The organism is uncultured Bacillus sp. (genome assembly GCF_958411575.1).
Lineage (GTDB): Bacteria > Bacillota > Bacilli > Bacillales > Bacillaceae > Bacillus > Bacillus spizizenii.
In genome coordinates, this window is record NZ_CATYRA010000006.1 from 80,235 (window position 1) to 104,618 (window position 24,384).

General features: G+C 44.3%; 28 protein-coding genes. 14 read left to right on the plus strand and 14 right to left on the minus strand.

Annotated features, from left to right (window positions below):
* The first annotated feature begins 6 nt into the window (after window positions 1-6).
* The 3 genes from liaF to liaR are packed head-to-tail and all read left to right on the plus strand — an operon-like array spanning window position 7 to window position 2,424.
* Window positions 7-732 carry a LiaRS two-component regulatory system accessory protein LiaF gene (liaF, locus tag Q5C82_RS11410; protein WP_003221664.1) on the plus strand — a complete coding sequence of 242 codons (726 nt, stop codon included), beginning with the start codon at window positions 7-9 and terminating at the stop codon, window positions 730-732.
* Window positions 729-1,811, plus strand: coding sequence for a two-component system sensor histidine kinase LiaS (gene liaS, locus Q5C82_RS11415; RefSeq protein WP_003221666.1), 1,083 nt, complete (start codon window positions 729-731; stop codon window positions 1,809-1,811). The genes liaF and liaS overlap by 4 nt, the downstream gene beginning before the upstream one ends.
* Complete coding sequence (gene liaR, locus Q5C82_RS11420) at window positions 1,789-2,424, plus strand: two-component system response regulator LiaR (protein ID WP_003221667.1); 636 nt, start codon at window positions 1,789-1,791, stop codon at window positions 2,422-2,424. Before liaS ends, liaR begins: the two co-directional genes overlap by 23 nt.
* Window positions 2,425-2,431: 7 nt before the next feature.
* On the opposite strand, the gene Q5C82_RS11425 is transcribed toward liaR, so the two are convergent.
* Genes Q5C82_RS11425 through gerAA form a run of 3 tightly spaced genes read right to left on the minus strand, consistent with a single transcriptional unit; the run spans window position 2,432 to window position 6,064 of the window.
* Window positions 2,432-3,553 (minus strand): Ger(x)C family spore germination protein, encoded by a 1,122-nt coding sequence (locus Q5C82_RS11425; RefSeq protein WP_003221669.1) that lies wholly within the window; start codon window positions 3,551-3,553, stop codon window positions 2,432-2,434.
* On the minus strand, window positions 3,550-4,647 hold the full coding sequence (locus tag Q5C82_RS11430) for a spore germination protein (RefSeq protein ID WP_003221671.1): 1,098 nt from the start codon (window positions 4,645-4,647) through the stop codon (window positions 3,550-3,552). The genes Q5C82_RS11425 and Q5C82_RS11430 overlap by 4 nt, the downstream gene beginning before the upstream one ends.
* The gene (gene gerAA, locus Q5C82_RS11435; protein ID WP_003221674.1) at window positions 4,616-6,064 is read right to left on the minus strand and encodes a spore germination receptor protein GerAA; all 1,449 of its coding nucleotides are present in this window, start codon (window positions 6,062-6,064) and stop codon (window positions 4,616-4,618) included. Before gerAA ends, Q5C82_RS11430 begins: the two co-directional genes overlap by 32 nt.
* Window positions 6,065-6,180: 116 nt before the next feature.
* On the opposite strand from gerAA, the gene Q5C82_RS11440 reads away from it, so the two are divergent.
* Together Q5C82_RS11440 and fumC are read left to right on the plus strand one after the other, a co-directional pair.
* The gene (locus tag Q5C82_RS11440; RefSeq protein ID WP_003221676.1) at window positions 6,181-6,366 is read left to right on the plus strand and encodes a YvzF family protein; all 186 of its coding nucleotides are present in this window, start codon (window positions 6,181-6,183) and stop codon (window positions 6,364-6,366) included.
* Window positions 6,367-6,432: 66 nt separating this feature from the next.
* Window positions 6,433-7,821, plus strand: a complete 1,389-nt coding sequence (gene fumC / locus Q5C82_RS11445) for a class II fumarate hydratase (protein ID WP_003221678.1) — start codon at window positions 6,433-6,435, stop codon at window positions 7,819-7,821.
* 39 nt (window positions 7,822-7,860) lie between these two features.
* Here the strand turns inward: fumC and Q5C82_RS11450 are convergent, their stop codons facing one another.
* Window positions 7,861-8,736, minus strand: coding sequence for a TetR/AcrR family transcriptional regulator (locus Q5C82_RS11450; protein ID WP_003221679.1), 876 nt, complete (start codon window positions 8,734-8,736; stop codon window positions 7,861-7,863).
* A gap of 168 nt (window positions 8,737-8,904) precedes the next feature.
* Between Q5C82_RS11450 and spxO the strand changes: the two genes are divergently transcribed.
* Complete coding sequence (spxO, locus tag Q5C82_RS11455) at window positions 8,905-9,069, plus strand: anti-adapter protein SpxO (RefSeq protein WP_003221681.1); 165 nt, start codon at window positions 8,905-8,907, stop codon at window positions 9,067-9,069.
* Between the two features lie 28 nt (window positions 9,070-9,097).
* Here the strand turns inward: spxO and cssS are convergent, their stop codons facing one another.
* Both cssS and cssR read right to left on the minus strand, forming a co-directional pair.
* Window positions 9,098-10,453 (minus strand): secretion stress-responsive two-component system sensor histidine kinase CssS, encoded by a 1,356-nt coding sequence (cssS, locus tag Q5C82_RS11460; RefSeq protein ID WP_003221683.1) that lies wholly within the window; start codon window positions 10,451-10,453, stop codon window positions 9,098-9,100.
* The gene (gene cssR / locus Q5C82_RS11465) at window positions 10,450-11,127 is read right to left on the minus strand and encodes a secretion stress-responsive two-component system response regulator CssR (RefSeq protein WP_003221685.1); all 678 of its coding nucleotides are present in this window, start codon (window positions 11,125-11,127) and stop codon (window positions 10,450-10,452) included. The genes cssS and cssR overlap by 4 nt, the downstream gene beginning before the upstream one ends.
* A 277-nt stretch (window positions 11,128-11,404) precedes the next feature.
* Here cssR and htrB point away from each other — a divergent pair, with 277 nt between their 5' ends.
* Window positions 11,405-12,781, plus strand: coding sequence for a serine protease Do-like protein HtrB (htrB, locus tag Q5C82_RS11470; protein ID WP_003221687.1), 1,377 nt, complete (start codon window positions 11,405-11,407; stop codon window positions 12,779-12,781).
* A gap of 41 nt (window positions 12,782-12,822) precedes the next feature.
* On the opposite strand, the gene mrgA is transcribed toward htrB, so the two are convergent.
* The gene (mrgA, locus tag Q5C82_RS11475) at window positions 12,823-13,284 is read right to left on the minus strand and encodes a metalloregulation DNA-binding stress protein MgrA (RefSeq protein WP_003221689.1); all 462 of its coding nucleotides are present in this window, start codon (window positions 13,282-13,284) and stop codon (window positions 12,823-12,825) included.
* 76 nt (window positions 13,285-13,360) lie between these two features.
* Complete coding sequence (locus Q5C82_RS11480; protein ID WP_003221691.1) at window positions 13,361-14,215, minus strand: oxidoreductase; 855 nt, start codon at window positions 14,213-14,215, stop codon at window positions 13,361-13,363.
* A gap of 133 nt (window positions 14,216-14,348) precedes the next feature.
* On the opposite strand from Q5C82_RS11480, the gene Q5C82_RS11485 reads away from it, so the two are divergent.
* The 4 genes from Q5C82_RS11485 (at window position 14,349) to Q5C82_RS11500 (ending at window position 18,102) form a co-directional block, all read left to right on the plus strand.
* A complete protein-coding gene (locus tag Q5C82_RS11485; protein WP_003221694.1) occupies window positions 14,349-16,157 on the plus strand; it encodes a M3 family oligoendopeptidase in 1,809 nt (602 codons plus the stop codon).
* 148 nt (window positions 16,158-16,305) lie between these two features.
* Window positions 16,306-16,743: a YusW family protein gene (locus Q5C82_RS11490; protein WP_003221696.1), complete on the plus strand. Its 438-nt coding sequence runs from the start codon at window positions 16,306-16,308 to the stop codon at window positions 16,741-16,743.
* A 217-nt stretch (window positions 16,744-16,960) separates the two neighbouring features.
* Window positions 16,961-17,788, plus strand: coding sequence for an ABC transporter ATP-binding protein (locus Q5C82_RS11495; protein ID WP_079996453.1), 828 nt, complete (start codon window positions 16,961-16,963; stop codon window positions 17,786-17,788).
* A gap of 26 nt (window positions 17,789-17,814) precedes the next feature.
* Entirely contained in the window at window positions 17,815-18,102 is a 288-nt protein-coding gene (locus Q5C82_RS11500; RefSeq protein ID WP_014115097.1) for a YusU family protein, read from the plus strand.
* A gap of 20 nt (window positions 18,103-18,122) precedes the next feature.
* Here Q5C82_RS11500 and Q5C82_RS11505 read toward each other — a convergent pair whose 3' ends face one another.
* On the minus strand, window positions 18,123-19,010 hold the full coding sequence (locus tag Q5C82_RS11505; protein WP_003222755.1) for a LysR family transcriptional regulator: 888 nt from the start codon (window positions 19,008-19,010) through the stop codon (window positions 18,123-18,125).
* 135 nt (window positions 19,011-19,145) lie between these two features.
* Here Q5C82_RS11505 and Q5C82_RS11510 point away from each other — a divergent pair, with 135 nt between their 5' ends.
* The gene (locus Q5C82_RS11510) at window positions 19,146-19,886 is read left to right on the plus strand and encodes an SDR family NAD(P)-dependent oxidoreductase (RefSeq protein WP_003222758.1); all 741 of its coding nucleotides are present in this window, start codon (window positions 19,146-19,148) and stop codon (window positions 19,884-19,886) included.
* An 18-nt stretch (window positions 19,887-19,904) separates the two neighbouring features.
* Window positions 19,905-20,288, plus strand: coding sequence for a tautomerase family protein (locus tag Q5C82_RS11515; RefSeq protein WP_003222760.1), 384 nt, complete (start codon window positions 19,905-19,907; stop codon window positions 20,286-20,288).
* Between the two features lie 36 nt (window positions 20,289-20,324).
* Here the strand turns inward: Q5C82_RS11515 and mdtP are convergent, their stop codons facing one another.
* The 4 genes from mdtP to Q5C82_RS11535 form a co-directional block, all read right to left on the minus strand.
* Window positions 20,325-21,941 carry a multidrug efflux MFS transporter MdtP gene (gene mdtP, locus Q5C82_RS11520; protein ID WP_003222761.1) on the minus strand — a complete coding sequence of 539 codons (1,617 nt, stop codon included), beginning with the start codon at window positions 21,939-21,941 and terminating at the stop codon, window positions 20,325-20,327.
* Between the two features lies 1 nt (window position 21,942).
* Window positions 21,943-22,413 carry a MarR family transcriptional regulator MdtR gene (gene mdtR, locus Q5C82_RS11525; RefSeq protein ID WP_003222763.1) on the minus strand — a complete coding sequence of 157 codons (471 nt, stop codon included), beginning with the start codon at window positions 22,411-22,413 and terminating at the stop codon, window positions 21,943-21,945.
* A 158-nt stretch (window positions 22,414-22,571) separates the two neighbouring features.
* Window positions 22,572-22,904 carry a spore coat protein gene (locus tag Q5C82_RS11530; RefSeq protein ID WP_003222766.1) on the minus strand — a complete coding sequence of 111 codons (333 nt, stop codon included), beginning with the start codon at window positions 22,902-22,904 and terminating at the stop codon, window positions 22,572-22,574.
* Window positions 22,905-22,916: 12 nt separating this feature from the next.
* A complete protein-coding gene (locus Q5C82_RS11535) occupies window positions 22,917-23,162 on the minus strand; it encodes a hypothetical protein (protein WP_003222768.1) in 246 nt (81 codons plus the stop codon).
* Between the two features lie 94 nt (window positions 23,163-23,256).
* On the opposite strand from Q5C82_RS11535, the gene Q5C82_RS11540 reads away from it, so the two are divergent.
* The gene (locus Q5C82_RS11540; protein ID WP_003222771.1) at window positions 23,257-24,165 is read left to right on the plus strand and encodes a proline dehydrogenase family protein; all 909 of its coding nucleotides are present in this window, start codon (window positions 23,257-23,259) and stop codon (window positions 24,163-24,165) included.
* A gap of 24 nt (window positions 24,166-24,189) precedes the next feature.
* Here Q5C82_RS11540 and Q5C82_RS11545 read toward each other — a convergent pair whose 3' ends face one another.
* Complete coding sequence (locus Q5C82_RS11545; RefSeq protein ID WP_003222772.1) at window positions 24,190-24,336, minus strand: YuzL family protein; 147 nt, start codon at window positions 24,334-24,336, stop codon at window positions 24,190-24,192.
* Between the last annotated feature and the right edge of the window lie 48 nt (window positions 24,337-24,384).

Here is a 24,384-nt window from a genome sequence, read left to right on the forward strand (position 1 = left end):
CCAGGAATGACAAAAAAACAGCTTTTCGGATTTATTATTGCTTTATTCGGCATCAGCATGTTTTTGCAAATTATCGGAATAGGCGATCTGCTGTTTTGGCCGCTCTTTTTTCTGATTGCCGGCTATTTCTTGAAAAGATATTCCCGTGATTGGCTCGGTTCCGTCATGTACATCTTTGCCGCATTTCTATTTTTGAAAAACCTCTTCAGCATCACCTTTAATTTATTCGGCTATGCGTTTGCCGCATTTTTGATTTACGCCGGCTACAGGCTTGTCAAAGGAAAGCCAATATTTGAACCGAATGAAAAACGGATCGATCTCACTAAAAAAGAACGGCATGAGCCGTCAAAAGATGAGAAACATCCTGACATGCGCAGCTTTTTTATCGGAGAGCTGCAAATGATGAAGCAGCCGTTTGACCTGAATGATTTAAATGTCTCTGGTTTTATCGGCGATATCAAAATCGACTTGTCTAAAGCGATGATTCCTGAGGGAGAAAGTACGATCGTCATAAGCGGAGTCATTGGAAACGTTGATATTTACGTGCCATCAGACCTTGAAGTGGCTGTCAGCTCGGCTGTTTTTATCGGAGATATCAATCTGATTGGCTCGAAGAAAAGCGGATTAAGCACGAAGGTATATGCCGCGTCATCTGATTTCAGCGAGTCAAAGCGCCGTGTCAAAGTGTCCGTTTCCTTATTTATCGGTGATGTGGATGTGAAGTACGTATGAGAAAAAAACTGCTTGCCAGCCTTCAGTGGCGCGCCATCCGCATGACAACGGGAATCAGCCTGCTTCTTTTTGCTTGTTTGATTTCCTTTATGATGTTTTATTATCGGCTCGATCCGCTTGTTTTGCTGTCATCAAGCTGGTTCGGAATTCCGTTTATCCTGATATTGCTGCTGATCAGTGTGACGGTCGGTTTTGCCTCAGGGTATATGTACGGCAACCGGCTGAAGACAAGGGTTGATACATTAGTCGAATCGATTTTAACCTTTGAAAACGGTAATTTCGCTTATCGAATTCCACCGCTTGGAGATGATGAAATCGGCCTGGCCGCCGATCAGCTGAATGAAATGGCGAAGCGCGTGGAGCTTCAAGTCGCTTCCTTGCAGAAACTTTCAAATGAACGTGCAGAATGGCAGGTACAAATGAAGAAGTCAGTCATCTCAGAAGAACGCCAGCGATTGGCAAGAGATCTTCATGATGCAGTCAGCCAGCAGCTCTTTGCCATATCGATGATGACATCAGCTGTGTTGGAACAAGTCAAGGGGGCTGATGATAAAACGGTCAAGCGGATCCAGCTGGTCGAGCATATGGCAGGTGAAGCCCAAAATGAAATGAGGGCGCTGCTGCTCCATTTAAGGCCTGTTACCCTTGAAGGAAAAGGACTGAAAGAGGGGCTTACGGAGCTTTTGGACGAGTTCCGGAAGAAACAGCCGCTTGATATTGAGTGGGATATTCAGGACACGCCGATATCTAAGGGTATGGAAGATCATTTGTTCAGAATCGTTCAGGAGGCCCTTTCAAACGTATTCAGACATTCAAAAGCCTCAAAAGTATCCGTGATTCTGGGCGTAAAGAACAATCAGCTCCGGCTGAAGGTGATTGATAATGGAAAAGGCTTTAAAATGGATCAGGTGAAAGCATCCTCATACGGCTTGAACTCTATGAAAGAACGTGCAAGTGAAATCGGCGGGGTCGCCGAAGTGATTTCAGTAGAAGGAAAAGGCACACAAATCGAAGTAAAGGTTCCGATTTTCCCGGAAGAAAAAGGAGAGAACGAACGTGATTCGAGTATTATTGATTGATGATCATGAAATGGTCAGAATGGGGCTCGCGGCTTTTTTGGAAGCACAGCCTGATATTGAAGTCATCGGCGAAGCATCTGACGGCGGCGAAGGCGTGCGGCTTGCTGCGGAACTGTCGCCTGATGTTATTTTAATGGATCTTGTCATGGAGGGCATGGATGGCATTGAAGCCACAAAGCAAATTTGCCGAGAGCTTCCAGATCCGAAAATTATTGTGCTCACAAGCTTCATTGATGATGACAAAGTGTATCCGGTCATTGAAGCGGGCGCGCTCAGCTATTTATTGAAAACCTCAAAAGCTGCGGAAATCGCCGATGCCATCCGCGCCGCAAGCAAGGGAGAACCTAAGCTGGAATCAAAAGTGGCGGGAAAAGTATTATCCCGGCTGCGCCACTCAGGTGAACACGCGCTCCCGCATGAATCACTTACGAAACGGGAGCTCGAAATTCTCTGCCTGATCGCAGAAGGAAAAACAAACAAAGAAATAGGCGAGGAACTGTTTATCACCATTAAAACAGTCAAAACCCATATTACCAATATTTTATCAAAACTGGATGTCAGTGACCGGACACAGGCGGCGGTGTACGCACACCGAAATCACCTCGTAAAATAGGCGTCTGCTATTTGTTTGCGCCTTTCGTCCCGAAGTCTCTGACAACCACATTGACCCGGTAGTCTATTTCCGCATTGCTGAAATAATCATCATCCCATTTTCTTGCAATCTTTTTCCACTTTTGAGGATAATGAATTCTGACCTCGTTTCCCAGCCCGGTGACATCTGCTTTGATATCTTTCTGCAGTTTGTCTGTAATAAATGCTGTTACTGTTTTGTGTAATCGTTTTTCGACTGTCTTTTCAATATCTTTGATATATGAATCTTTAAATGAATCTTCATTCGGATTCCAGTCCTCTGATAAACGACCTTCAATATTGCGTGTGACGGTGAATTTGAACTTTCCATCCTTGTAGTCTGTCTTGATCTTGCGATTGCTGGAGTACACTTCATAAGAAAAAAGATTGCCATTATGCCTCATATCAATGACGCCTCCTTCGACAGTGCCTGTAAATAAGTTGATATTTTGAACTTCAACCGGTGTTAAATTCCGGTTCCATAATTTATTTTTGATGATAGCAGCACCGTTTATCGCGAGTTTGCCGTTTTCCTTACCGACATGAGGGATGAGGAACGAATCGTCAGAGGTTAAGTGTTCTGAGATCTCCCCCAATGTAACAGGCTCCATCATTCTGATCGTCACCGCATTATTCTCTGTCAGATCGTAAATCACATTGGATGCGGGTTCACCTTGATCATTCATTTTAAATATATCCTTAGTTCTGCCATCGGTGACAAAGACGTACGAACTCCTCCTTGTTCCGTTGTCTCTGACAAACTGGTTAATGATCGCGTCCATTCCAATATGATCCGCAATCACGCTCTTGGAAAGCAGAATGAGACGCAAATGCTGTGAAAACGTAGGGTTATGCTTTAATGCAGATGTTCTCATCATTTGATGGACAGTTTCCCCCTTTGTGATAGCAAGCTGTGTCGGGTCAGATGAAGAGCCTTCCTTGGAGCTGATTTTTTTCGGGACGAGAATCTGCTGTGTCAGTTCTAAATTTTTATCATCAGGCTTGTCTAGACCTACTCCGATCACCAAGCTTAATTCCTCAATATTCCGGCTGTCCCAGCATCCGGCCAGTAATAGGGTGCATATGAACATACATAAAATCCGGATTTTCATTTTGCTGTAATCCTCCTTTTGAGAGCTACAATGAAAAACAGAATGAAGGGAAGCAGAAACAGGCAGACGAAAATGTATCCGAGATAATCGCTGTACATCATGACCTGATTAGAGTCATCCGGCCATAAAGAAAAATAATAGACAGCCGCACCGATGATCACCATGCTTTTTTTAGTCGATAATCCAAACGTCTTCTTCAGCCCGTTAGCGGCAAAATACCCGTAAATGACAAACGTTGTAAAAAATTGAATGATCCAGACGACCAGTAAAAACGATTCAAACCTTTCAATGAATAGTCCTTTGAGCTCAAAGGACTGAAAGAGAGATATAGTCGGCCATATCAGCGTTTTCACCTCGGGAGCGGTCAAAGCCCCAACAACGATGACATATGTCAGGATATATAAAATAATCGGAATCAGAAAGCCGACAGCCGCATATCTGAATGTGTATTTCTTTTTCTTCATATGTTCAGGAAGAAACAGCATCACTTCCATTCCTAAAAAAGAGATGGAAACGACAGTAAGAGAGTTAGCAATGGGTCCAAGACCTTCACCTAAAACAGGGCGCAAATTATTGATGTCAAAAATTTTAAAACTGATCCCAAACACAATCAGTAAAATAATAATCGTTATCGTTAAATAAAAGGGAAACAGCCGCGACACATCACTTAACCCTCCAACAATTAAATAGATGCCACAGCATATAAACGTTAAAGTAATGACCTGAATAGGCGTTTTCTCCAGCAGGAAAAACTTCACCATTTCAGCCATCGCTCGGGTTTCGAAGCTGGCCACTCCGATAAAATAGCAGCTGATCAAAAGGCCGATGATGCTGCCGATCCATTTTCCGAGCCCTTCCTGCAAATACTCAAACAGAGAGGGGTATTGATGTTTTTTCTGAATGAGCGTGTTTAAATAAATAAAAAAGATAAAAGTGACACCTTCTAATATCAGCACGATCCAGCCGTCAGGAGTATTAGCCTTACTGGTCAGCGCTCGCGGCAATGTTAAAAGACCGGCCCCAAGCATCGTATTTGCAACAATAGATATACCTTGAAAGGTATTAAGTTTCAGTGGAGTCTGTTTTTGGCTCATTTGGATTATTCGCCTCTTTTAGTTTGTTTTTAATTGGGAGACGGATAATGGAATCCGCCGTATTTTTCAGGCTGAAGAATCCGTTTGGCGAAAAATACGGAGATCCAAAGCTCGTTTGTCTCGTTAGGTGCGTATAAATAACAAGCATAAATAAAATAATTCCGTACAGCCCGAGAATAGCGGCGGAAAACATCGAAATAAAACGCAGGACCCGAAAAGACAGACCCATTCCATATTGTGGAACGGTAAAGGATGCAAGGGCAATGACGCTGACAACGATGACCATAATCGAACTGACGAGATTCGCCTCTACAGCCGCCTGTCCGATGACAACGCCACCAACGAGCCCGATTGTCTGGCCGAGCGGGTTTGGAAGACGCAGTCCGGCTTCTCTGAGCAGCTCGATCGTCACTTCCATCAGCAGGGCTTCAAATATCGGCGGAAACGGCACGTTTTCCCTGTTTGCCGAAATCGTGACGGCGAGCGCGGTCGGCAGCAGCCCTTGATGGAAGGAAACGAGTGCGATATAAATCGATGATAAAAACAAGGTGATGAAGATAGAAGCAAAACGCAGTGACCGGATAAGAGATGCTGAAATCCAGCGTTCGTAGTAGTCATCCGGGGACTGCATCAGGACACCGAGAGAAACAGGGACCAACAGTACAAATGGTGAACTGTCGACCAAAATGGCCACACGGCCGTTATACAGGGCCGACGATACCTTATCGGGTCTTTCCGTATTTTGAATCTGCGGAAACGGCGAATATTTATTATCTTCAATGAGCTCCTCAAGCGTTCCGCTGTCCTGAATATCCTCCAGTTGAACATTTTTAAGCCGCGCTTTTACTTCTTTTATGACGGACTTTTTTGCTTTGCCCTCAATGTACATAATGGCCGCCGACTTCAGCTTGTTTTTGCCGATCATGATTTTTTTTGTAATGAGTTTTGGATGGGGGGTCCGTTGTCTAATCAGAGCCATATTTGTATCGATATCCTCTACAAACGCAACTTTTGGTCCGCGAACCACTTTTTCTGTTGTCGGCTCTTGCAGGCTTCTTGTTTTTTTCTTTTCTGTGGACAGGATGTAGGCTTTGTCCAAACCGTTGACAAATACAGCACAATTTCCGCTGAGAATCTCCTCGACCGTTTTTTCTGCTGTTTCAACGGGTCTTGCGTCAAGCTGGTCAAGGCGTTTTTTGACTTGGTCAAGCGTGAGGGTCTCTTCATCTTTGATTAAGGTTTTAATCGATTCTGCAACCTTCTTCTGATCATTCAGTTCACTAAAATAGAGATAGTAAAAAACAAGACCGTTGGAGAGCATTTTTTTATTTTTCACCAGATCATCGTTTTCTTTTAATTTTGGAAGCACCAATGCTAAGTTATCGTGTATATATTCCTTGAATTCTGTTTGTTCCAACGAGGTCACCTCTTATCCAAAACCTTAGTAGAGGTTATCTTTTCCTGTTAAAAAAATGATATACTGTGTTAGAGTATTTCATGGTGTAAGTTTTTTATGAAAGCGGAGGATACGAAGTGGCACAGGTAAGGCTTGCTGGAAAACAAGAAGAAATTGAACAGCTCATCAGATCATTTGAAAAGCATTATGATGTCTCTTATACATCAAAGGAGTACGGCAGGACGAATCCGAAGTACAAATATTCAAAGGATTCCCGCGTATATCTTGAATTAAAATTAAAATCTGCCAAGATCGAAAAATAAAAAGGATTTTTTGTACCACTGGCGAATTATGATCTATTGAAGCAACCGTTATGGAGGGATACATAAATGGAATACAGAATTGAACGAGACACCATGGGAGAAGTAAAAGTTCCTGCTGATAAATTTTGGGGCGCCCAAACACAGCGAAGCAAGGAGAACTTTAAGATCGGTTCTGAAAAAATGCCGATGCGTGTTGTGAAGGCGTTTGCAATATTAAAACGAAGCACAGCTCTCGCTAATAAACGCCTTGGCAATCTGGACGCGGAAAAAGCGGAAGCGATTGCAGCGGTTTGTGATGATGTGCTCAAAGGCAAATATGATGACAATTTCCCGCTTGTCGTATGGCAGACCGGAAGCGGCACACAAAGCAATATGAACATGAACGAAGTGGTAGCCAACCGTGCGACTGCTTTATTAAAAGAAAAGAACTCTGATCAAACGATTCATCCAAATGATGACGTGAACCGCAGCCAAAGCTCAAACGACACATTCCCGACAGCGATGCATGTTGCCGCTGTATTGGCTGTTTACGAGCAGCTTGTGCCTGCGCTTGACCAGCTTCGCAATACATTGGATGAAAAAGCGAAAGCATACAACGATATTGTCAAAATCGGACGCACGCACCTTCAGGATGCTACGCCTCTGACACTTGGACAGGAAATCAGCGGATGGGTTTACATGCTGGACCGTTCGAAGGAAATGATTTTGGAAGCGACAGATAAAATGCGTGCGCTTGCAATTGGTGGAACGGCTGTCGGAACGGGAATCAACGCTCATCCAGAGTTTGGAGAGCTTGTTTCAGAAGAGATCACAAAACTGACTGGCCAAACGTTCAGCAGCTCGCCGAACAAATTCCACGCGCTGACAAGCCATGATGAAATCACTTATGCGCATGGCGCTTTAAAAGCGCTTGCGGCTGACTTAATGAAAATCGCAAACGATGTCAGATGGCTTGCAAGCGGACCTCGCTGCGGCATCGGGGAGATCGCCATTCCTGAAAATGAGCCGGGCAGCTCCATTATGCCTGGTAAAGTCAACCCGACACAAAGTGAAGCATTGACAATGATCGCTGCGCAAATCATGGGGAACGATGCGACAATCGGCTTTGCGGCGAGTCAAGGGAACTTTGAACTGAACGTGTTTAAGCCTGTTATCATTTACAACTTCCTGCAATCTGTACAGCTGCTGAGTGACGGCATGAATTCATTCCATGATAAATGTGCTGTCGGTATTGAGCCTGACAAAGAAACCATTCAGGAAAACCTGTCAAATTCATTAATGCTTGTTACGGCGCTAAACCCGCATATTGGATATGAAAACGCGGCGAAAATCGCCAAGCTCGCCCATAAAGAGGGATTGACGCTGAAAGAAGCGGCTTTGAAGCTTGAATTGCTGACAGAGGAGCAATTTAACGAAATGGTTAAGCCGGAAGATATGGTAAAACCAAAGGCGTAAGAGAAAGAAAAAACGGCTGCTTTTTAAGCAGCCGTTCTTCTAAATATGTTGTTGTTTTAATAGATATTTAAGCTGCTCCGCATCTTTGGCGAGAGCTTCAGACTCCGTCAGGTTATGGATCATTCCTTTTATGATCGCCAGCTTCGGTGTTTTTTTCTTCATTTCTGCTTCAAGTATGTCCAAGCTCTCCGATAATTCAAGAGAGGAGTTTGTGTTTAAGCTGTTAATTTTGTCACGAAGGCTTTTCACAATCGATTCAGTCAGCGGATCAGGCCGTCCGTGCGTAAGAGGCCCAAATAAAGAGCTTGCCTCTTCCAATGTGATGAAAGGCTTATCGTTACGTTCAGACATGCCTTTTACCATATCATCAATTCTATTAATAATGATATCGGCTAATTGATCCGGCTTCACATTATAGCCGAACAAAATCATGCATTCCAGGTAAATCTGGCTGATGCCCTCTATTAAAAAACAAAGCTCTGCAGTATACGGTTCCGCTTTTTTTCCATAAATGTTCAGCAGGCTGTCGATATGAAATTGAAGTGAGGACTGGCGGATTTTTTTTGCGCATTGCTCTACTTCCTCCGTGTAAGGCAGAGAACTTTCCTTCATCTGCATGCCGATAAAATCCTTGTGTTCAAGGATGTTTTCATAGAGCACGGTCAGCTGTTTACGGTAAGCCGTTCTGGGGCTGTCGCCCTTCGTTTTAATATTTAAAATTCGGGTAAACGTTTTATCATAATAGTAGTTCAGCATAGACAGAAGAAGCGCTTCTTTCGAAGGAAAATAAATATAAAAAGCGCCTTTAGATATTTTGCATTCTTTTGCGATTTCCTGAACTGATGTTGAGTTGTATCCTTTTTGGGCAAATAGTTTTAAGGCTGTTTCAATAATCAGCTTTTCTTTTTCCTTCAATGGTTCCACCCTTTCGGAGCCCGGAGGCCTGCGCAGGATATGACCATATAGTCACACCTTCTGTTATAAAATTAACCTTATTGTAACTTGTTTTTTTATCATGTATTATTTATATTATAAATTGAGATGACCGAATGGTCAAAGCTCAAGCGAAAGGGTGAATCTAGAATGAGAGAATTGGACGAAATGATCAGCCGCTTGCGAAACAGAGGAATCAAAGTGGAGAAAGTCAAATATCCGAAGCAGACTTTGTCAGAGAAAAAATGGGTTCATCAATGCAAACAGCCGCTCAAAACAAATTACAGAGATTTTAACGGCTATTCTTTCACATAAAAAAATAGACTGCAAAAACATCTACAGTCTATTTTGGCACTGCTATGCGGTATGTTACACCCGTTTTGTCATTTTCAATTGAGATAGACGCCTTATGAAGAGTTAAAATTCGTTTTACAATGCTTAGACCAATGCCGAATTCGCCTTTCTTCCCTTTATTAAAAGGCTCATAGAGGCTGGAGAGCATCTCATCTTCAATATGCGGTCCGTCATTTTTAATGGTGATCACGATATTCCGATCATCTTGTTTCATGCTGATTTCTATCTTTGTCTCAGCATAGCGGATTTGATTTTCTAGAATATTTTCAAGGAGTTTGTTCCATTGCTCCGGATCGCCCGGCATCAGAATGTCTTCTTCTACATCAATTTCCCACAATAATTCTTTCCGCGCCCACTTCAGTCTTTCGATGACTTCTTCTGTCACTTCCACGATGCTGAACATGTCGTGCTGCACTTTTTGCTTCGCTAAATAATCCAGCTTCGTTAAATATAATAAATCCTTTATTTTTTTCTCCAGCTTAAGGGCTTCGCCTTCAATGACATCTACTGTATTTTCAAGATCTCCTTTAGGGAAAATTCCGTCTTTAATCGATTGCGTATAGCCTCTGATGACCATAACCGGCGTTTTTAGATCGTGAGAGATATTTTGCAATAGGGTTCTTTCTGTTTCGTCCTTTTGCACAAGCTTTTGGCGCATCTCTTCGATGGTATGGCCCAATTTGCCGATCTCATCTTTCCGATCCACTATCACTGGGTCATCCCAATCCTGTTCGGAAATCCGTTTGACGTGCTTTTCAAATGACACGAGAGGCCTTGATAAATACTTCGCAAGCCAAATGGCCGGAATCCAGCTTAATAAAATGACAACGGCTATAATAAACAGAAGCTGTTTGAACAGGGTATAGGCCAGATCGTCCCGATAAGAATCAAGCGCGTAAGAGAGCATCATAGCTGATTGTCCATTGACGGAAAGTCCCTTTTTAATGACAAAAAATACTTTCTCTCCATTGACGTCGGCGCTGTACCGTTTCTTTTTGTCCTCCTGTTTATCGGCCAGCTTGTACACTTTATGGATAAACGAAGACGAGAGAATGCTTAAATCCCTGTCTGAAGAAGCATCTTCATTTTCAGGCAGAAGCACGTGCTGTACGGAGCGAACGGTTGTCGGTGCCGTAGCTTCCTCGCTGTAATAGCGCCGTTCAATTGAACCCGGCAGGCGGTATTCCGTCAGAACATGCTGCTCATTTTCAATCGTCGTATACGTTTCATTGGTAAAGAAATCGCGCAGCGTGTTTGAAAATAACACAAGCAGTAAAAGGGATATCCCTAACAGGATGCCGGATATGACAACCCATATTTGAAACGAGAGAGGCTTGTTTTTCATGATGTCATCATCCTGTAGCCGAACCCGTAAATCGTCTCCACCTTCAATTCAGGCATCTTTTTGCGCAGTCTCCGGACGAGGTCATCAACGACCCGGTCTGTTCCGAAGTAGTCATGACCCCATACTTTTACGAGAATATCCTCACGTGAGTATGGATGTCCTTTATGATGGATAAATAATAGCAGCAGATCAAATTCCTTAGACGTCAAATTGATGATATTTCCGTTTTCATCATAGACCTCGCGGGCGTCTTCAGCGACCCGATACGAGGAGACGGCGATTTCGTTTTTTTGTACAGGCGGAGCTTCCTTATAAACGAGCTGCAGCAGCTTTTGTACACGTATAATCAGCTCCCGCGGCAGAAACGGCTTTGAAATGTAGTCATTGCTGCCAAGCTCTAAGCCAAGCACTCTGTCAATATCTGCATCTCGGGCGGAAATAAAAATGACCGGCACGTCAGGATCTTTCGCTTTAATTTCTTTTATTAATGTATAGCCGTCGGTATCCGGCAGCATGATATCGAGAATCCACAGGTGGGGAGACGGCGTCATTTTCTTTCTGGCGTCTTCGCCTTTCGTAAAAGATGTAATGTTCCAGCCCTCATTCTCTAAATACTTCGTCAGCAGTTCATTCAGGTTATCCTCATCTTCAACTAGATAAATGGTGTATGACAAGGCTCTTCACATCCTTTCAACGTCATTATAAACTAGTTTTAACATACGGCAGACAATTTTCATAATTTCACATATTCTTTTCATTTTTATCCCACAATGTTTGTTTATGATATGTATAAGGGAAGAAAGGAAGAGAAAAAGAGCGAGGAAGATGTAGAATGATCAAACATATTCTATTTTGGTGCTTTGCTTTTCTCCTCATCATTGGCACAATTGAACTTGTACATGTGATGAATATGTAACGATAAATGAAAAACCGTTAAAGGAGTGTAAGAACATGGATTATCGACGTGATGACCAAAACGATCAACATCAAACAGAATCTTCACATACAGAACATCAGAATACAAATAACCGGCAGCCGATTGAACATACTGAACAGAAATTGCTTGACGCGCCTGTTTCGTATGAAGCGGGAAAACATGAAACGGCTTCTGCTTTAGAAATGGAAAAGACAGAAACGGCTGTGAAAAAAGAAAAGAAACGGAGAGCCGCATGGCTGAGCCCGATTTTAGGCGGGATTATCGGCGGGGGTCTGATGCTCGGCATCGCGCCTTATCTGCCATCAGACCAAAATCAGGCGACCGAGGCCGTTTCTGCAAATAAACAGGTGCAGTCAGATAATTTTAAAACGACACCGATCACTAACGCTTCAAACGTCGCTGATATGGTGGAGGATTTAGAGCCGACGATTGTCGGAATCTCAAATATCCAAACCTCGCAAAATAACACATTCGGCACAGGAGGCGGCTCGAGCTCAGAAAGTGAAAGTGGAACGGGGTCAGGCGTCATTTTCAAAAAAGACAGCAATAAAGCGTATATCATTACAAACAACCATGTCGTTGAAGGCGCAAATAAATTGACTGTCACGCTTTACAACGGAGAAACGGAGACTGCCAAGCTGGTCGGCAGTGATACTATAACTGATTTGGCTGTTCTGGAAATCAGCAGCAAGAACGTCAAAAAAGTGGCGAGCTTCGGTGACTCTTCACAGCTGCGCACGGGCGAAAAGGTCATCGCCATCGGAAACCCGCTCGGACAGCAGTTTTCCGGTACGGTGACACAAGGCATTATCAGCGGATTGAATCGGACGATTGATGTGGATACAACACAAGGTACGGTGGAAATGAACGTGCTGCAAACTGACGCAGCGATCAACCCGGGAAACAGCGGAGGCCCGTTAATCAATGCAAGCGGCCAGGTCATCGGCATCAACAGTTTGAAGGTGAGCGAAAGCGGCGTGGAGTCACTTGGATTTGCGATCCCGAGCAATGATGTCGAACCGATTGTTGACCAGCTGCTGGAAAACGGGAAGGTAGATCGTCCGTTTTTAGGCGTGCAAATGATTGATATGTCTCAAGTTCCTGAAACGTACCAGGAAAATACACTCGGCCTGTTTGGAGATCAATTAGGAAAAGGTGTTTATGTAAAAGGAGTTCAAGGAAATTCACCTGCGGCAAAAGCCGGCATCAAATCTGAGGATGTCATTGTCAAACTAAACGGGAAAGACGTGGAAAGCAGTGCGGATATTCGTCAGATCCTATACAAAGACTTGAAGGTCGGAGATAAAACGACAATTCAAGTGCTGCGGAACGGAAAAACGAAAACGTTAAACGTGACACTGACCAAGCAGACAGAAAGCAGCTCAAGCTAAGCGGTAATTAAAAAGCTGAACCCGAAAAGGGTTCAGCTTTTTTATCCTAAGTAAGCGGAAAGCATCCACACTTGTTTTTCAACTTCATCAATTAATCCGACAAACAAGTCCGCTGTCGCATTATCTTGATTTTCTTCTGCCAGGCCGATCACGAATTTAGATTCGCTGCTGATTTGTTTGTAGTCGTTTACCAATGCTTGTACCATTTCTGACGCTGATGTTTCATTTCCGCCGTCTGTGATAGACGCATGCTCAGTGTATTCTTTCAATGTGGCAACAGGCTGTCCGCCGATCGCCAGCAGGCGTTCAGCAATGGTATCGACTGTTTCAGCCGCATGGTCATACAGTTCTTCAAATTTCTCATGCAGTGTAAAGAAATGCGGCCCTTTTACATACCAATGGAAACGGTGGAGCTTAGAGTATAAAAGGAACCAGTTTGATAATTGTGTGTTCATTGAATTCTCAACTAATGTTTGATTTGTTTTTGCATTTTCAGTTTTCATAAGTTACGTCCTCCTTGTGATCTGTTAATTTAATTATACCACGTATTAATTAAAAATCAATACTAAATTATAATAATTATAATTTAGATGAACTGAATAGTTTTTTCTTCAGGATAGATTCCCACGCAGACCAAGGAAAAAGCGATCGGAATAACAAGGTAAGCTTGATGCCTTTTCCGATCGGGTATCGCAATTTCTTTACGTGCTGTTTTGTTGCCAATTGATAAATGAGGTCGGCAACCTCTTGAGGATCTCCACTTTCATCTGCGTTTTTTTCAACGTAGGAAAGGATCTTTTTATAGTATTGATGATAGGCTGAATCGTCAGCAGGCACCGACATATAATTTGATAATGATGTGGACCAGATCGATGTCCTGTATGAGCCTGGCTCGATCAAAGCGGTTTGGATACCGAACGGAAGCAGCTCCACACGCAGGCTCTCAGAAAAACCCTCCAATGCATGCTTGGAAGATGCATAAGGCGACAACGCAGGGAATCCGGTCAGACCGCTGATGCTGCTCACGTTTATAATCTTTGCTCCACTATGCTTTCTTATGTAAGGCAGAACGGTTTTTGTCACATGAATCACTCCGAAGACATTCGTTTCAAATTGTTGTCTGAAATGTTCCATTGGCACATCCTCGACAAATCCTCCGTAAGCCGTTCCGGCGTTGTTGACGAGAAGATCAATAGGAGCGTAAGCACTAATGGCTTTTCCGAATGAGGCTATGGACTGCTCATCTGTGACGTCGAGAGCGGTAATGTGAATAGAATCAGCCACATTGTGTGCTGCGGCCAATTCCCGAAGCTGTTCAGCTTTCTCAGGCTGTCTTGTTGTGGCAATCACGAAAAATGACTTGGCGAGCTTTACGGCTGCCAGCTGACCAAAGCCTCTTGACGCTCCTGTTACGATCGCGATTTTTTTATTCATGATATACCTCCTATTTAACTACTACAGCTATTGTACAATCATGAACGGAAAATGACGCCTATAAAAGAAATTTTTATACAATAATTCAGAATTGTTCTATAATAAAACGAAAGAAGGAAAGGGGTTTTGTATGATGGCGCTGCAAGGGGTAGACCAAAGATGGGATCTTGATTCATTTTTTAAGGGAGGGAGCCAATCAGAAGAATTCAAAGGATATATCGAGAAGCTGTCACAAAGTCTGAGTGCATTTCAAGACATGACTGATGCGTTTCAGGTGCCTCAATCGCCTGAAGATGCTGAAGGACTGATTGCTTTGCTTGATTTATTCGAGCGGACATCTGTCAAGCTTCAGCAAGCCGGTGCTTTTGTTGCATGCCTTCAGGCCCAGAATATCAGTGATCAAAAGGCTACTGAGCATCAGTCACTCATGAATCGGATTTCCGCAGATTTTCAATCATCCCTCGTCACATTAGATCATAAACTGGTGGCCATTGAACAAAACGTGTGGAATGAATTGTTAACAAAGCCGGGATTACGCGATGTATCGTACATATTAAATGAAAGAAGGCAGAGGGTTGCCGAAAAGCTTAGCCCGGGTAAAGAAAAACTGATTGGAAACCTTGCGGTGGACGGATATCATGCTTGGAGTGACTTATACAATATGGTTGTCGGAAAAATGACGATACCGTATGAGGAAAACGGTGTGAACAAGCAATTGTCTGTCGGTCAGGCTGAAAATGTGATGGGCCATCAAGACCGCGCTGTCAGAAAAACAATATATGAACGTTTGCATCAAGCTTGGGAAAGCAAGCAGGATATTTTCAGCAACACGCTCAATCATTTAGCAGGGTTCCGGCTTGAAACCTATAAAGCGCGCGGCTGGGAGAATGTCCTGAAGGAGCCTTTGCAGATCAACAGGATGAAAAAAGAAACACTGGATACGATGTGGCAGGTCATCACTGAAAACAAGCAGCCGTTCGTTCAGTTTTTGAACCGGAAAGCATCCATGCTCGGCCTTGAAAAGCTTAGCTGGTACGATGTTGAGGCCCCAATTGGTTCTGATGGAAAGGTCTATTCATATGATGAAGCCGCAAATGTCATTGTCAGCCAGTTTTCAACGTTTGGCAAGAAGCTGTCCTCTTTCACAGAAAAAGCGTTTCGGGACCGCTGGATTGAAGCGGAAGACAGGAGCGGAAAAAGAGTCGGCGGTTTTTGCACGAGCTTTCCGGACAGCGGAGAATCGCGGATTTTCATGACGTTTTCGGGAAGTGCCTCAAATGTCTCAACGCTTGCACATGAGCTCGGACACGCGTTCCATCAGGAAGCGATGCTCAACGTCAGGCCGTTAAACCGGTCCTACGCCATGAACGTTGCGGAAACGGCCTCAACGTTTGCTGAGATGATTGTGGCGGACGCGACTGTCCAGCAGGCGGAGACGAAGGAAGAAAAGCTTGTCCTTCTCGAGGATAAAGTGCAAAGAAGCGTAGCATTTTTCATGAATATCCACGCCAGGTTCCTATTCGAAACGAGATTTTACGAAGAACGAAAGCGGGGAGTCGTCCCGGCCGGCCGTTTGAATGAGCTGATGGAAGAGGCACAAAGAGAGGCATACTGCAATTCGTTAGGGGAGTACCATCCGCTCTTTTGGGCATCAAAGCTGCACTTCCATATCACGAGAGTGCCGTTTTACAATTTCCCTTATACGTTCGGCTATCTGTTTTCTCTCGGCATTTACGCACTGGCGCTTGAAGAAAAAAACGCGTTCGAAGAGAAGTATATTGCGCTATTGCGCGATACGGCTTCTATGACCGTGGAAGATTTGGCGATGAAGCATTTGGGTGCCGACATCACGAAGCGCGATTTCTGGGAAAATGCCATCAAGCTTGCCGTGCGTGACGCGGAAGCCTTTTTGCAACTGACTGAATCTTTTGAGCGTGAATGAAAACCCTTGAAGTTTAGGAAGGGCGAGCATTTGTCGACACGCTGAAGCCGTGGCGTTATACGCCCCGGCTTTTTCAATTCTCCTCTGAATGAGGATTTCGTTCTCTGGATATACCTAAAATAAATGGAATCCTACAGGGGGGAAACATATGCGTTTGATCAGAGCAGCCGGGGCTGTTTGTCTCGCAGTGGTTCTGATTGCGGGCTGCCGTCTCAATGAAGATCAGCAGCAGGCAGAAGGAGAAAATACAGCCGTCACCCAGCAGAAGTCCGTTCCTTACAGCAATTTCTCGCTTCGCGTGAGCTACGGAGATGGTGAGCATAATCGTTATGAAAGCATATATACAAAAAACGGAACTCAGGAAACTGCGGAAATACAGGATAAGCTCTCCGGCGTCAAACAGGAGGGAGAAGAAGCATTAGATGAGATGAAAATGATCTTGAGCGAGCTTTCCGTGACAGACCAAATGGCAGAAACAGAAGTGATCCAGAGTGTGCTGGCAGCATTTAATCTGGACTCCCATTATGATCATATCAACTTAAAGCTGAAGCTGAAGAACGGATCAGTCAGAGAAATTAAGAAATAACCTTGTAATAAATAACCCATAAACGCCAATTATGTCCAAAAAGCTAATTGAAAATGATTTTCAAAGTCATTGTTTTCTGCTACAATGAGAGATATATGACCATATCAAATGGCTGAATATCAAATCACTTGCATTGATGACAATTGACTTAAATCGCATGTATATAGAAAACGTGCAATACATAGTGCTGCTAAAAAGCCAGCAAAAAGGAGCGGTTATGGGTATGAGTGCAATTTCTACAGAAACGCTGAGCTTAGGATACGGGGATGCCGTTATTATTGAAGAGTTGAATTTAACAATTCCCAAAGGTGAAATTACCGTATTTATTGGCAGCAACGGCTGCGGAAAATCGACACTTTTACGTTCATTAGCGCGTTTGATGAAGCCGAGAGGCGGTTCAGTGCTGCTGGAAGGAAGAGCGATTGCCAAGCTTCCAACGAAGGAAGTCGCAAAAGAGCTCGCAATCCTGCCGCAGGGTCCTTCGGCTCCAGAGGGGCTGACTGTACATCAGCTGGTGAAGCAAGGAAGATATCCTTATCAAAACTGGCTGAAACAATGGTCAAAAGAGGATGAGGAAGCAGTTGAGCGAGCGCTTAAAGCAACAAAGCTTGAGGACATGGCTGACCGCGCCGTCGATTCTTTGTCAGGCGGACAGCGCCAGCGGGCTTGGATCGCGATGACGCTTGCGCAGGAGACCGATATCATCCTTCTAGACGAGCCGACGACGTATTTAGACATGACGCACCAAATTGAAATTCTTGATTTGTTGTTTGAGTTAAATGAAAAGGAAGAGCGGACGATTGTCATGGTTCTCCATGACTTAAACTTAGCATGCCGATATGCGCATCATCTTGTGGCCATAAAAGATAAACGTATTTATGCTGAAGGCCGTCCGGAAGAAGTCATCACTTGTGATCTTGTGCAAAATGTGTTTTCTATGAACTGTCAGGTCACACAGGACCCGCTGTTCGGAACGCCTCTTTGCATTCCTCATGGCAGGGGCAGATGCATTGTCCAGGAAGCGGCTTTCACATCACATGGATAAATAACGTCAGCGAAAGGAGCTTTCACATGAGAAAGCTCCTTGCTGTTTTTTCGAAAGGAAGATGGAAAATGGAACAAAAACTTCAGGAGCAGCTGGATGGATTGCTGGAGAAGTATACTGAGCTTCTGCTTGGTGACACAAACAATGAGCTAAAAGAAGAAGTGAAGCAATGGATTTTGTACACGCATATAGCCAAAAGCATGCCGCCGCTCGCTAAGCATTGGAATGCGACATATCCTGATGCGAAGCAGGGCATTAAAGATATCATTCAGCATATTAAGGAATTAAATGAAGCGCATCGAAACAAACAATAGCTAAAAAAGCAGTCTGCCAATTATCGCAGACTGCTTTTTTGTGATTCTGCCGTTTTATCTGGCGCAAAGGAATCCATAAAGGTCCGCAGCGCGCTGCTGATAAACGAATCTTTACGGACAATAAATTCTGTTTTCATCTGCCTGAGAGTTTCAGGCAGCGGGTACAGCCGAATCGATCCTTCAGCCTCGTGTTTCTGTACAACCGTTCTCGGCAGCAACGAGATGCCAAGACCTGCTGTAACCCCGCCGATAATCGCTTCAAGCGTACCAAATTCCATAATGACCGGCTGTGTGACTCCGGCAGAGCGCAGCCATTTTTCAAGTGTCTCTCGATACGAACAGCCTGTGCTGTAAACGAGAATCGGCTTTGTAATGGCTTCCTCTGTATCTAATATGGAAGCAGCCGAAACAACCACTGGTTCTTCCTCAAATGCAGGATAGGATTCGAGTTCAGGGTGATTACATTCGCATCCGATAAACGCGCCATCCAATTCATACCGGAGAACTTTATCAAGAAGGAATTGTGTATGTCCTGTTGTTAAAGACAGCTGGACGTTAGGATGTTCTTCATAATAAGAAGCCAGAAGCTTCGGAAGCCTTACCGCGGCGGTTGTCTGAGTGGAACCGATCATAAGCGGCCCGCTTGGCTCTACGGTAGATGAGAGCGCTTTAGACGCTTCATCCAGCAGGCCAATAATTTTATTTGCGTAGTCGAGCAGCAGTTTTCCGCTTGCAGAAAGTGTCATGCCCCGATTATGGCGCAAAAACAGAATGGTGCCCAGCTCTGCTTCCAATTGCTGAATTCTGGCCGTGACATTCGATTGCACATAGCCAAGCTGCACGGCTGCTTTCGTAATGGAGCCTTCACGGGCTACCATTTGAAACACACGTAAATCTCCGCTTTCCATTTTGAACGCCTCCGTTCGGGTTTGCAATCAATCTGAGTGATAGCAAGTATCTTTAACAATCATTATACGTAACATCCAACCTGGATTACAATGGAATCAGCAAGAGATGTTAATCAACAGCAAGGAGTGGCGGCAATGAATGTAATGAACAAAATAGCTCTCGTAACGGGGGGCGGCACAGGAATCGGACGAGCAGCCAGTATGGAATTGGCAAAACGCGGAGCAATTGTTGCGGTGAATTATTCACGTTCGCAATCCGAAGCGGAGGAAACAGTAGAAATGATTCAAAGAGATGGAGGGCGAGCCTTCGCCATCCAAGCGGATGTATCAAAAAACAGCGAAGTGCAGGATATGGTTCGATTGATCGTGAAAATATACGGCCCGATTGATGTTTTAATCAACAATGCCAGCATTACACGGCACATTCCAATGGATGACCTTGAAGCTGCGACAGAAGACATCTGGGATGAGTTATACGCTGTCAATGTGAAAGGGATGTTTTTCTGCGCGAGGGCAGTGGCTCCGTTCATGAAGAAAAGCAAGGCTGGAGCGATCGTAAACGTCGGCAGCATCGCAGGGTTAACCGGGGCGGGTTCATCTATGCCTTATGCAGTGTCAAAATCGGCGGTGCACGGTTTAACGAAATCATTGGCCCACGCCTTAGCGCCCGAAATCAGAGTGAGCGGTGTAGCACCGGGAGCTGTCGCAACGAGATGGTGGGCTGGCCGGGAAGAAAAAATGAAAAGCATGATCGGCACTTTGCTGTTACAACGTATCGCTGAACCAGAAGATGTTGCCAAATTGATCTGTTCGCTTGTTGAACATGAATCACTCACAGGCCAAATCATCACAATTGACAGCGGCCAGACGTTGTAAAGAGAGGAGATGCGGATGATGCCATTTGTACAGATTCATTTACGGGCAGGAAGAAGTGAAGCGTGGCTTCAAAAACTAAGCAGAGCCATTCACCAATCGATGATCGAAGAAATTAATGTGCCGGAAGATGACTACTTTCAAGTCATCAGGCAATATGAAAATAATGAATTTTTTTACGATCCGTCTTATCTGCAGGTCGAGCGCACCGATGAACTGATATACATTCATTTTACGTTGAAACAGTCAAGAACAACTGAACAGAAAAGAGCACTTTACCGCTCAATCGCAAGCCGGATTCATTCCGAGCTTGGCGTAAGAAAAGAAGATGTGTTTATCATGCTGGCCGGAAATCAGGATGAGGATTGGTCTTTCGGAAATGGAAGGGCCCAGATGATTGAATAATAAAACCCCGCGGATTGATACCCGCGGGGTGGTCTATTAATGGGAAGGTGATTCAACGGCTTGTGCCGCTTTCTCTTTTACTTGTTCTCCCGTTTTCTTGTTTGATAGTTTGATAGGTTTTAAGAACAAAGTAAATACGGCTCCGACCGCGATAAAGATCAGGCCTGTATAAAACACGCTGTGGAGCGAATCCATCAACGATGTTTTTAATATCGGCATAATATGGGATGAGAAAGCCGCAGGGATTTGTTTGATTGCGTCCGGGCTGAACAGTGATTGCAGTAGCCCTTGCGGATTTGTATCAATCATACCCTTTAGCTGGGCGGCAAATGAGCTTGCCTGTGCCGGAAGTGAGTCTAAGTACGGCACCAGTTTATCTGTTAATAAACTTCCAGATCTCGCATTCATTACGGCTCCCAGCATGGTAATGCCGAATGTTCCTCCGATAGAACGGAAGAATTGGCTGGAAGAGGTGACAACCCCAAGCTCCTCCTTCGAAAAGCTTTCCTGTAAAGCGAGCGTCAGAATCGGCATAACCAGACCCATTCCCAGACCAATAATCGCCATATACGATGTAGCGATAAGTTTGCTCGTATCAAGATCCAAAGTCGTTAACAGCAGGAATCCTCCGGCCATAACCAGCATGCCTGTAATGATTTGCGGTTTAATGCCGACTTTGTAAACTAGCTGGCCGCCGATAATACTTGTAATAATCATAGAGATCATCATCGGTGTCATAATCGTGCCTGATTCAGACGCGCTTACACCGACAATTCCCTGCATAAAGAAAGGAACAAACGTAATTGCACCAAACATTCCGATACTCATAAAGAAGCCGATCAGGTTTAAAAATGTAAACGTTCTGTTTTTAAATAGATACATTGGCAGGATAGGCTCTTTTGCTTTTGATTCTACGATAATAAAGCTGACAATGCCGATCAGCGCGAGTGCGAACAAGCCAAGAATCTGCCATGAACCCCACGCATAATCTTTTCCGCCAAAGCTTAGGGCGAGAAGGAGGCTGACAACCCCGACAATCATCGTGAAAATACCAGCGATATCGAAGTTGATCGGACCAGTCTGCTGGCGGCCCTGTAATCCTCTGGCAATAAAAATAACCGCAATAATTCCGACTGGAAGGTTAATATAGAAAACCCATTTCCAGTTTAGCGAGTCTACAATCCAGCCGCCGATTTGCGGCCCAATCACTGAAGCTAGCCCGTAAATCGCGCCAAAGACCCCTTGGAATTTAGCACGCTGTTTTCCTGTGAACAAGTCACCGATGACAATCATCGCCATCGGCATCATAATGCCTCCACCGATTCCCTGCAGTCCTCGGAAGATAATCAATTCTGTCATATTGTTGGCCATCCCGCACAAAGCAGAAGCTGCCATAAAAATAATCAAACCTGATACATAGACAATGCGGCGTCCCAATAAATCGGCCAGTTTACCGGCAATTGGAACAATGGTTGTTGATGTTAACAAATATGCAGTTGTCAGCCAGGTCATCATGCTCAAACCGCCCAGATCACCGACAATTTTCGGCATGGCCGTTCCGACAATGGTACCGTCAAGAGCTGAAAAAAACATGGCAATAATTAAGCCTGTTATTAATAACGTTCGTTTTGATTGTTTGCCCTCATTACTCATTTCATCCGTTTCCTTCTTTCATGTTTTGCTTTTCATCAGTTTCCGCTACAGCCTTTGCGAGCTTTTCTGTAATATGCGCCGCCTGAAGCATTTCCTCCTCCGTCAAGAAGGAAAGGTATCGCGCCATAATGGCTTTTCTGCCCGCCAAAACCTCCTCGAACTTTCTGTCTCCTTCATCAGTAAGACTGAGATCAATCACTCGCCTGTCTTTTGTGTTGTGTGTTCTGGCGATGAGATTTTTTTGTTCAAGGCGATCTGCCATTAGCGTCACCGCGCTTGGCTTAACCTCCATACGTTCGGCAATTTCAGAAATTTTGAGGCTGCCGTGTTTTTTTAAGCTGGCCAGCACAAACAGCTGTGCTGGAGTGACATCTTGTTTTTCCATGCTTTCTAGCATTTCAGGCTGTATCTTTTGAAAGAGCGCCTGAAGCGATAATTGAATATCGGACATTAACCGATCCGCACTCTTCATATTCATTTCCCCTCTGTTACATACACTGTATTTATATTTTGATTACAAAATAGTTAATGCTAATTAAATATAAATAAGTATTAATGAAAAGTCAACTGATTTTACACAAAAAAAGGATAGATGCCCGGAAGAACATCGTATCCTTTTTGCTGATGTTGTTACTGCTGATAAGGAGACTGCTGCTGAATGGTCTGCTGGAATTTTTGATAGGATTGCTGCAGCTTTTGGGCATCCTCCGCTTCAACAGAATACCATCCATATTGGAACATGAGGTCATACAGTTTTCTTTGCGCTTTTTGTGACTCATCAAAAATGGATTGAATATCCTGATAAAGAGACTCGTGGCTGAATTCGTGCAAGGCTGTGCAATAAGCTGTTGTCATGTATTTTTCTGTTGTCAGCAATTCATTGACGAAATCTCTGTCATTCATCTCCGAAGTTGTCGGTACAGGTGTCTGCGGGTTGCTGATTTTCTGATTTTGCTGATTCATTCTGGCGCCTCCTTATTGGATGTAGCCGGACTGCTGCTGGCCTGGCTGCAGATGCTTTAATATTCTTTGATAGTGATCATGATGCATGTGTCCGACGCGGTCGAGTTCTTGTTTTAACGATTGATCCTGGCACTGCTGCGCCATGAAATGCGCTTTTTTCATCGCGAGCAAATTCCAGTTCAGCATGTCATTCAGATACAAATGATCCTTTGTCGAAATAACGGAAGGCGGCATTTGAGATTGCTGCTGATTGTCCATTGTGATCCTCCTTTGATTTCTGTTCATTTTATAGTTTCCTTCAGGCTGGGAGTTATATACAGGTGTTTTGAAGATGAAGGCAGGAGGGAGTCGGATGTTAAGACATGTGTTTTTATTCTTATCTCAAAATAAAACACTTACCAAGTTCGCCAAAGCATACGGAACGCGGCTTGGAGCACGAAGGTTTGTCGCAGGAGATACAATTGAGTCGGCGGTTAAGACCGTCAAAAGGCTAAACAGATCCGGTTTGTGCGCAACAATTGATTATTTAGGCGAGTATGCCGCTTCAGAAAAAAAAGCAAATCAAGTCGCAGAGGAATGCAAGAAAGCCATTCAAGCCATTGCAGAACATCAATTGGACTCAGAGCTTTCATTAAAGCTGACCTCGATCGGGCTCGATCTTTCAGAAGAACTTGCCCTATCTCATTTGCGTGCTATTCTATCCGTTGCGAAGCAACATGGTGTTGCTGTGACCATTGATATGGAAGACTATTCTCATTATGAACAGACACTCGCTATCTACAGGCAATGCAAACAGGAATTTGAGATGCTAGGTACGGTGATTCAGGCATATCTGTACCGGGCGGCAGAAGATATCAGAAATATGCGCGACTTAAAGCCGAATCTCAGACTTGTGAAAGGCGCTTATAAAGAATCGGCGGCTGTGGCGTTTCCAGACAAAAAAGGAACAGACCTTCATTTTCAGAGCCTAATAAAGCTGCAGCTGTTAAGCGGGAACTACACGGCTGTCGCCACACATGACGATGACATCATTGCGTTTACGAAACAGCTCATTGCTGAACATTATATCCCAGCGTCACAATTTGAGTTTCAAATGCTTTACGGCATCAGGCCGGAGCGGCAGAAGGAACTTGCCAAGGAAGGGTACAGAATGCGTGTGTATGTCCCATATGGAACGGACTGGTTCAGCTACTTTATGAGAAGAATTGCCGAACGGCCCGCCAATGCAGCGTTTGTGTTAAAAGGGATTTTGAAAAAGTGAAAGCAGCCGCGGGAAGCAGCTGCATTATGATTGTTCCATGTTATGTTTTTTATACTGCTGATTTTGACTTGTCCGTTTTCCGCCGCCGTAATGCTGAGTCGGACCGGCATCTCCCTTTACGCTCGCCGCGCTGACTTGCGCTGAAGACGGATTTTTTTTCTCTCGCACCATTCCCTTCACCTCCGGGCTTAAGTTGCCCGTCTTTTATAAGCTTCATAC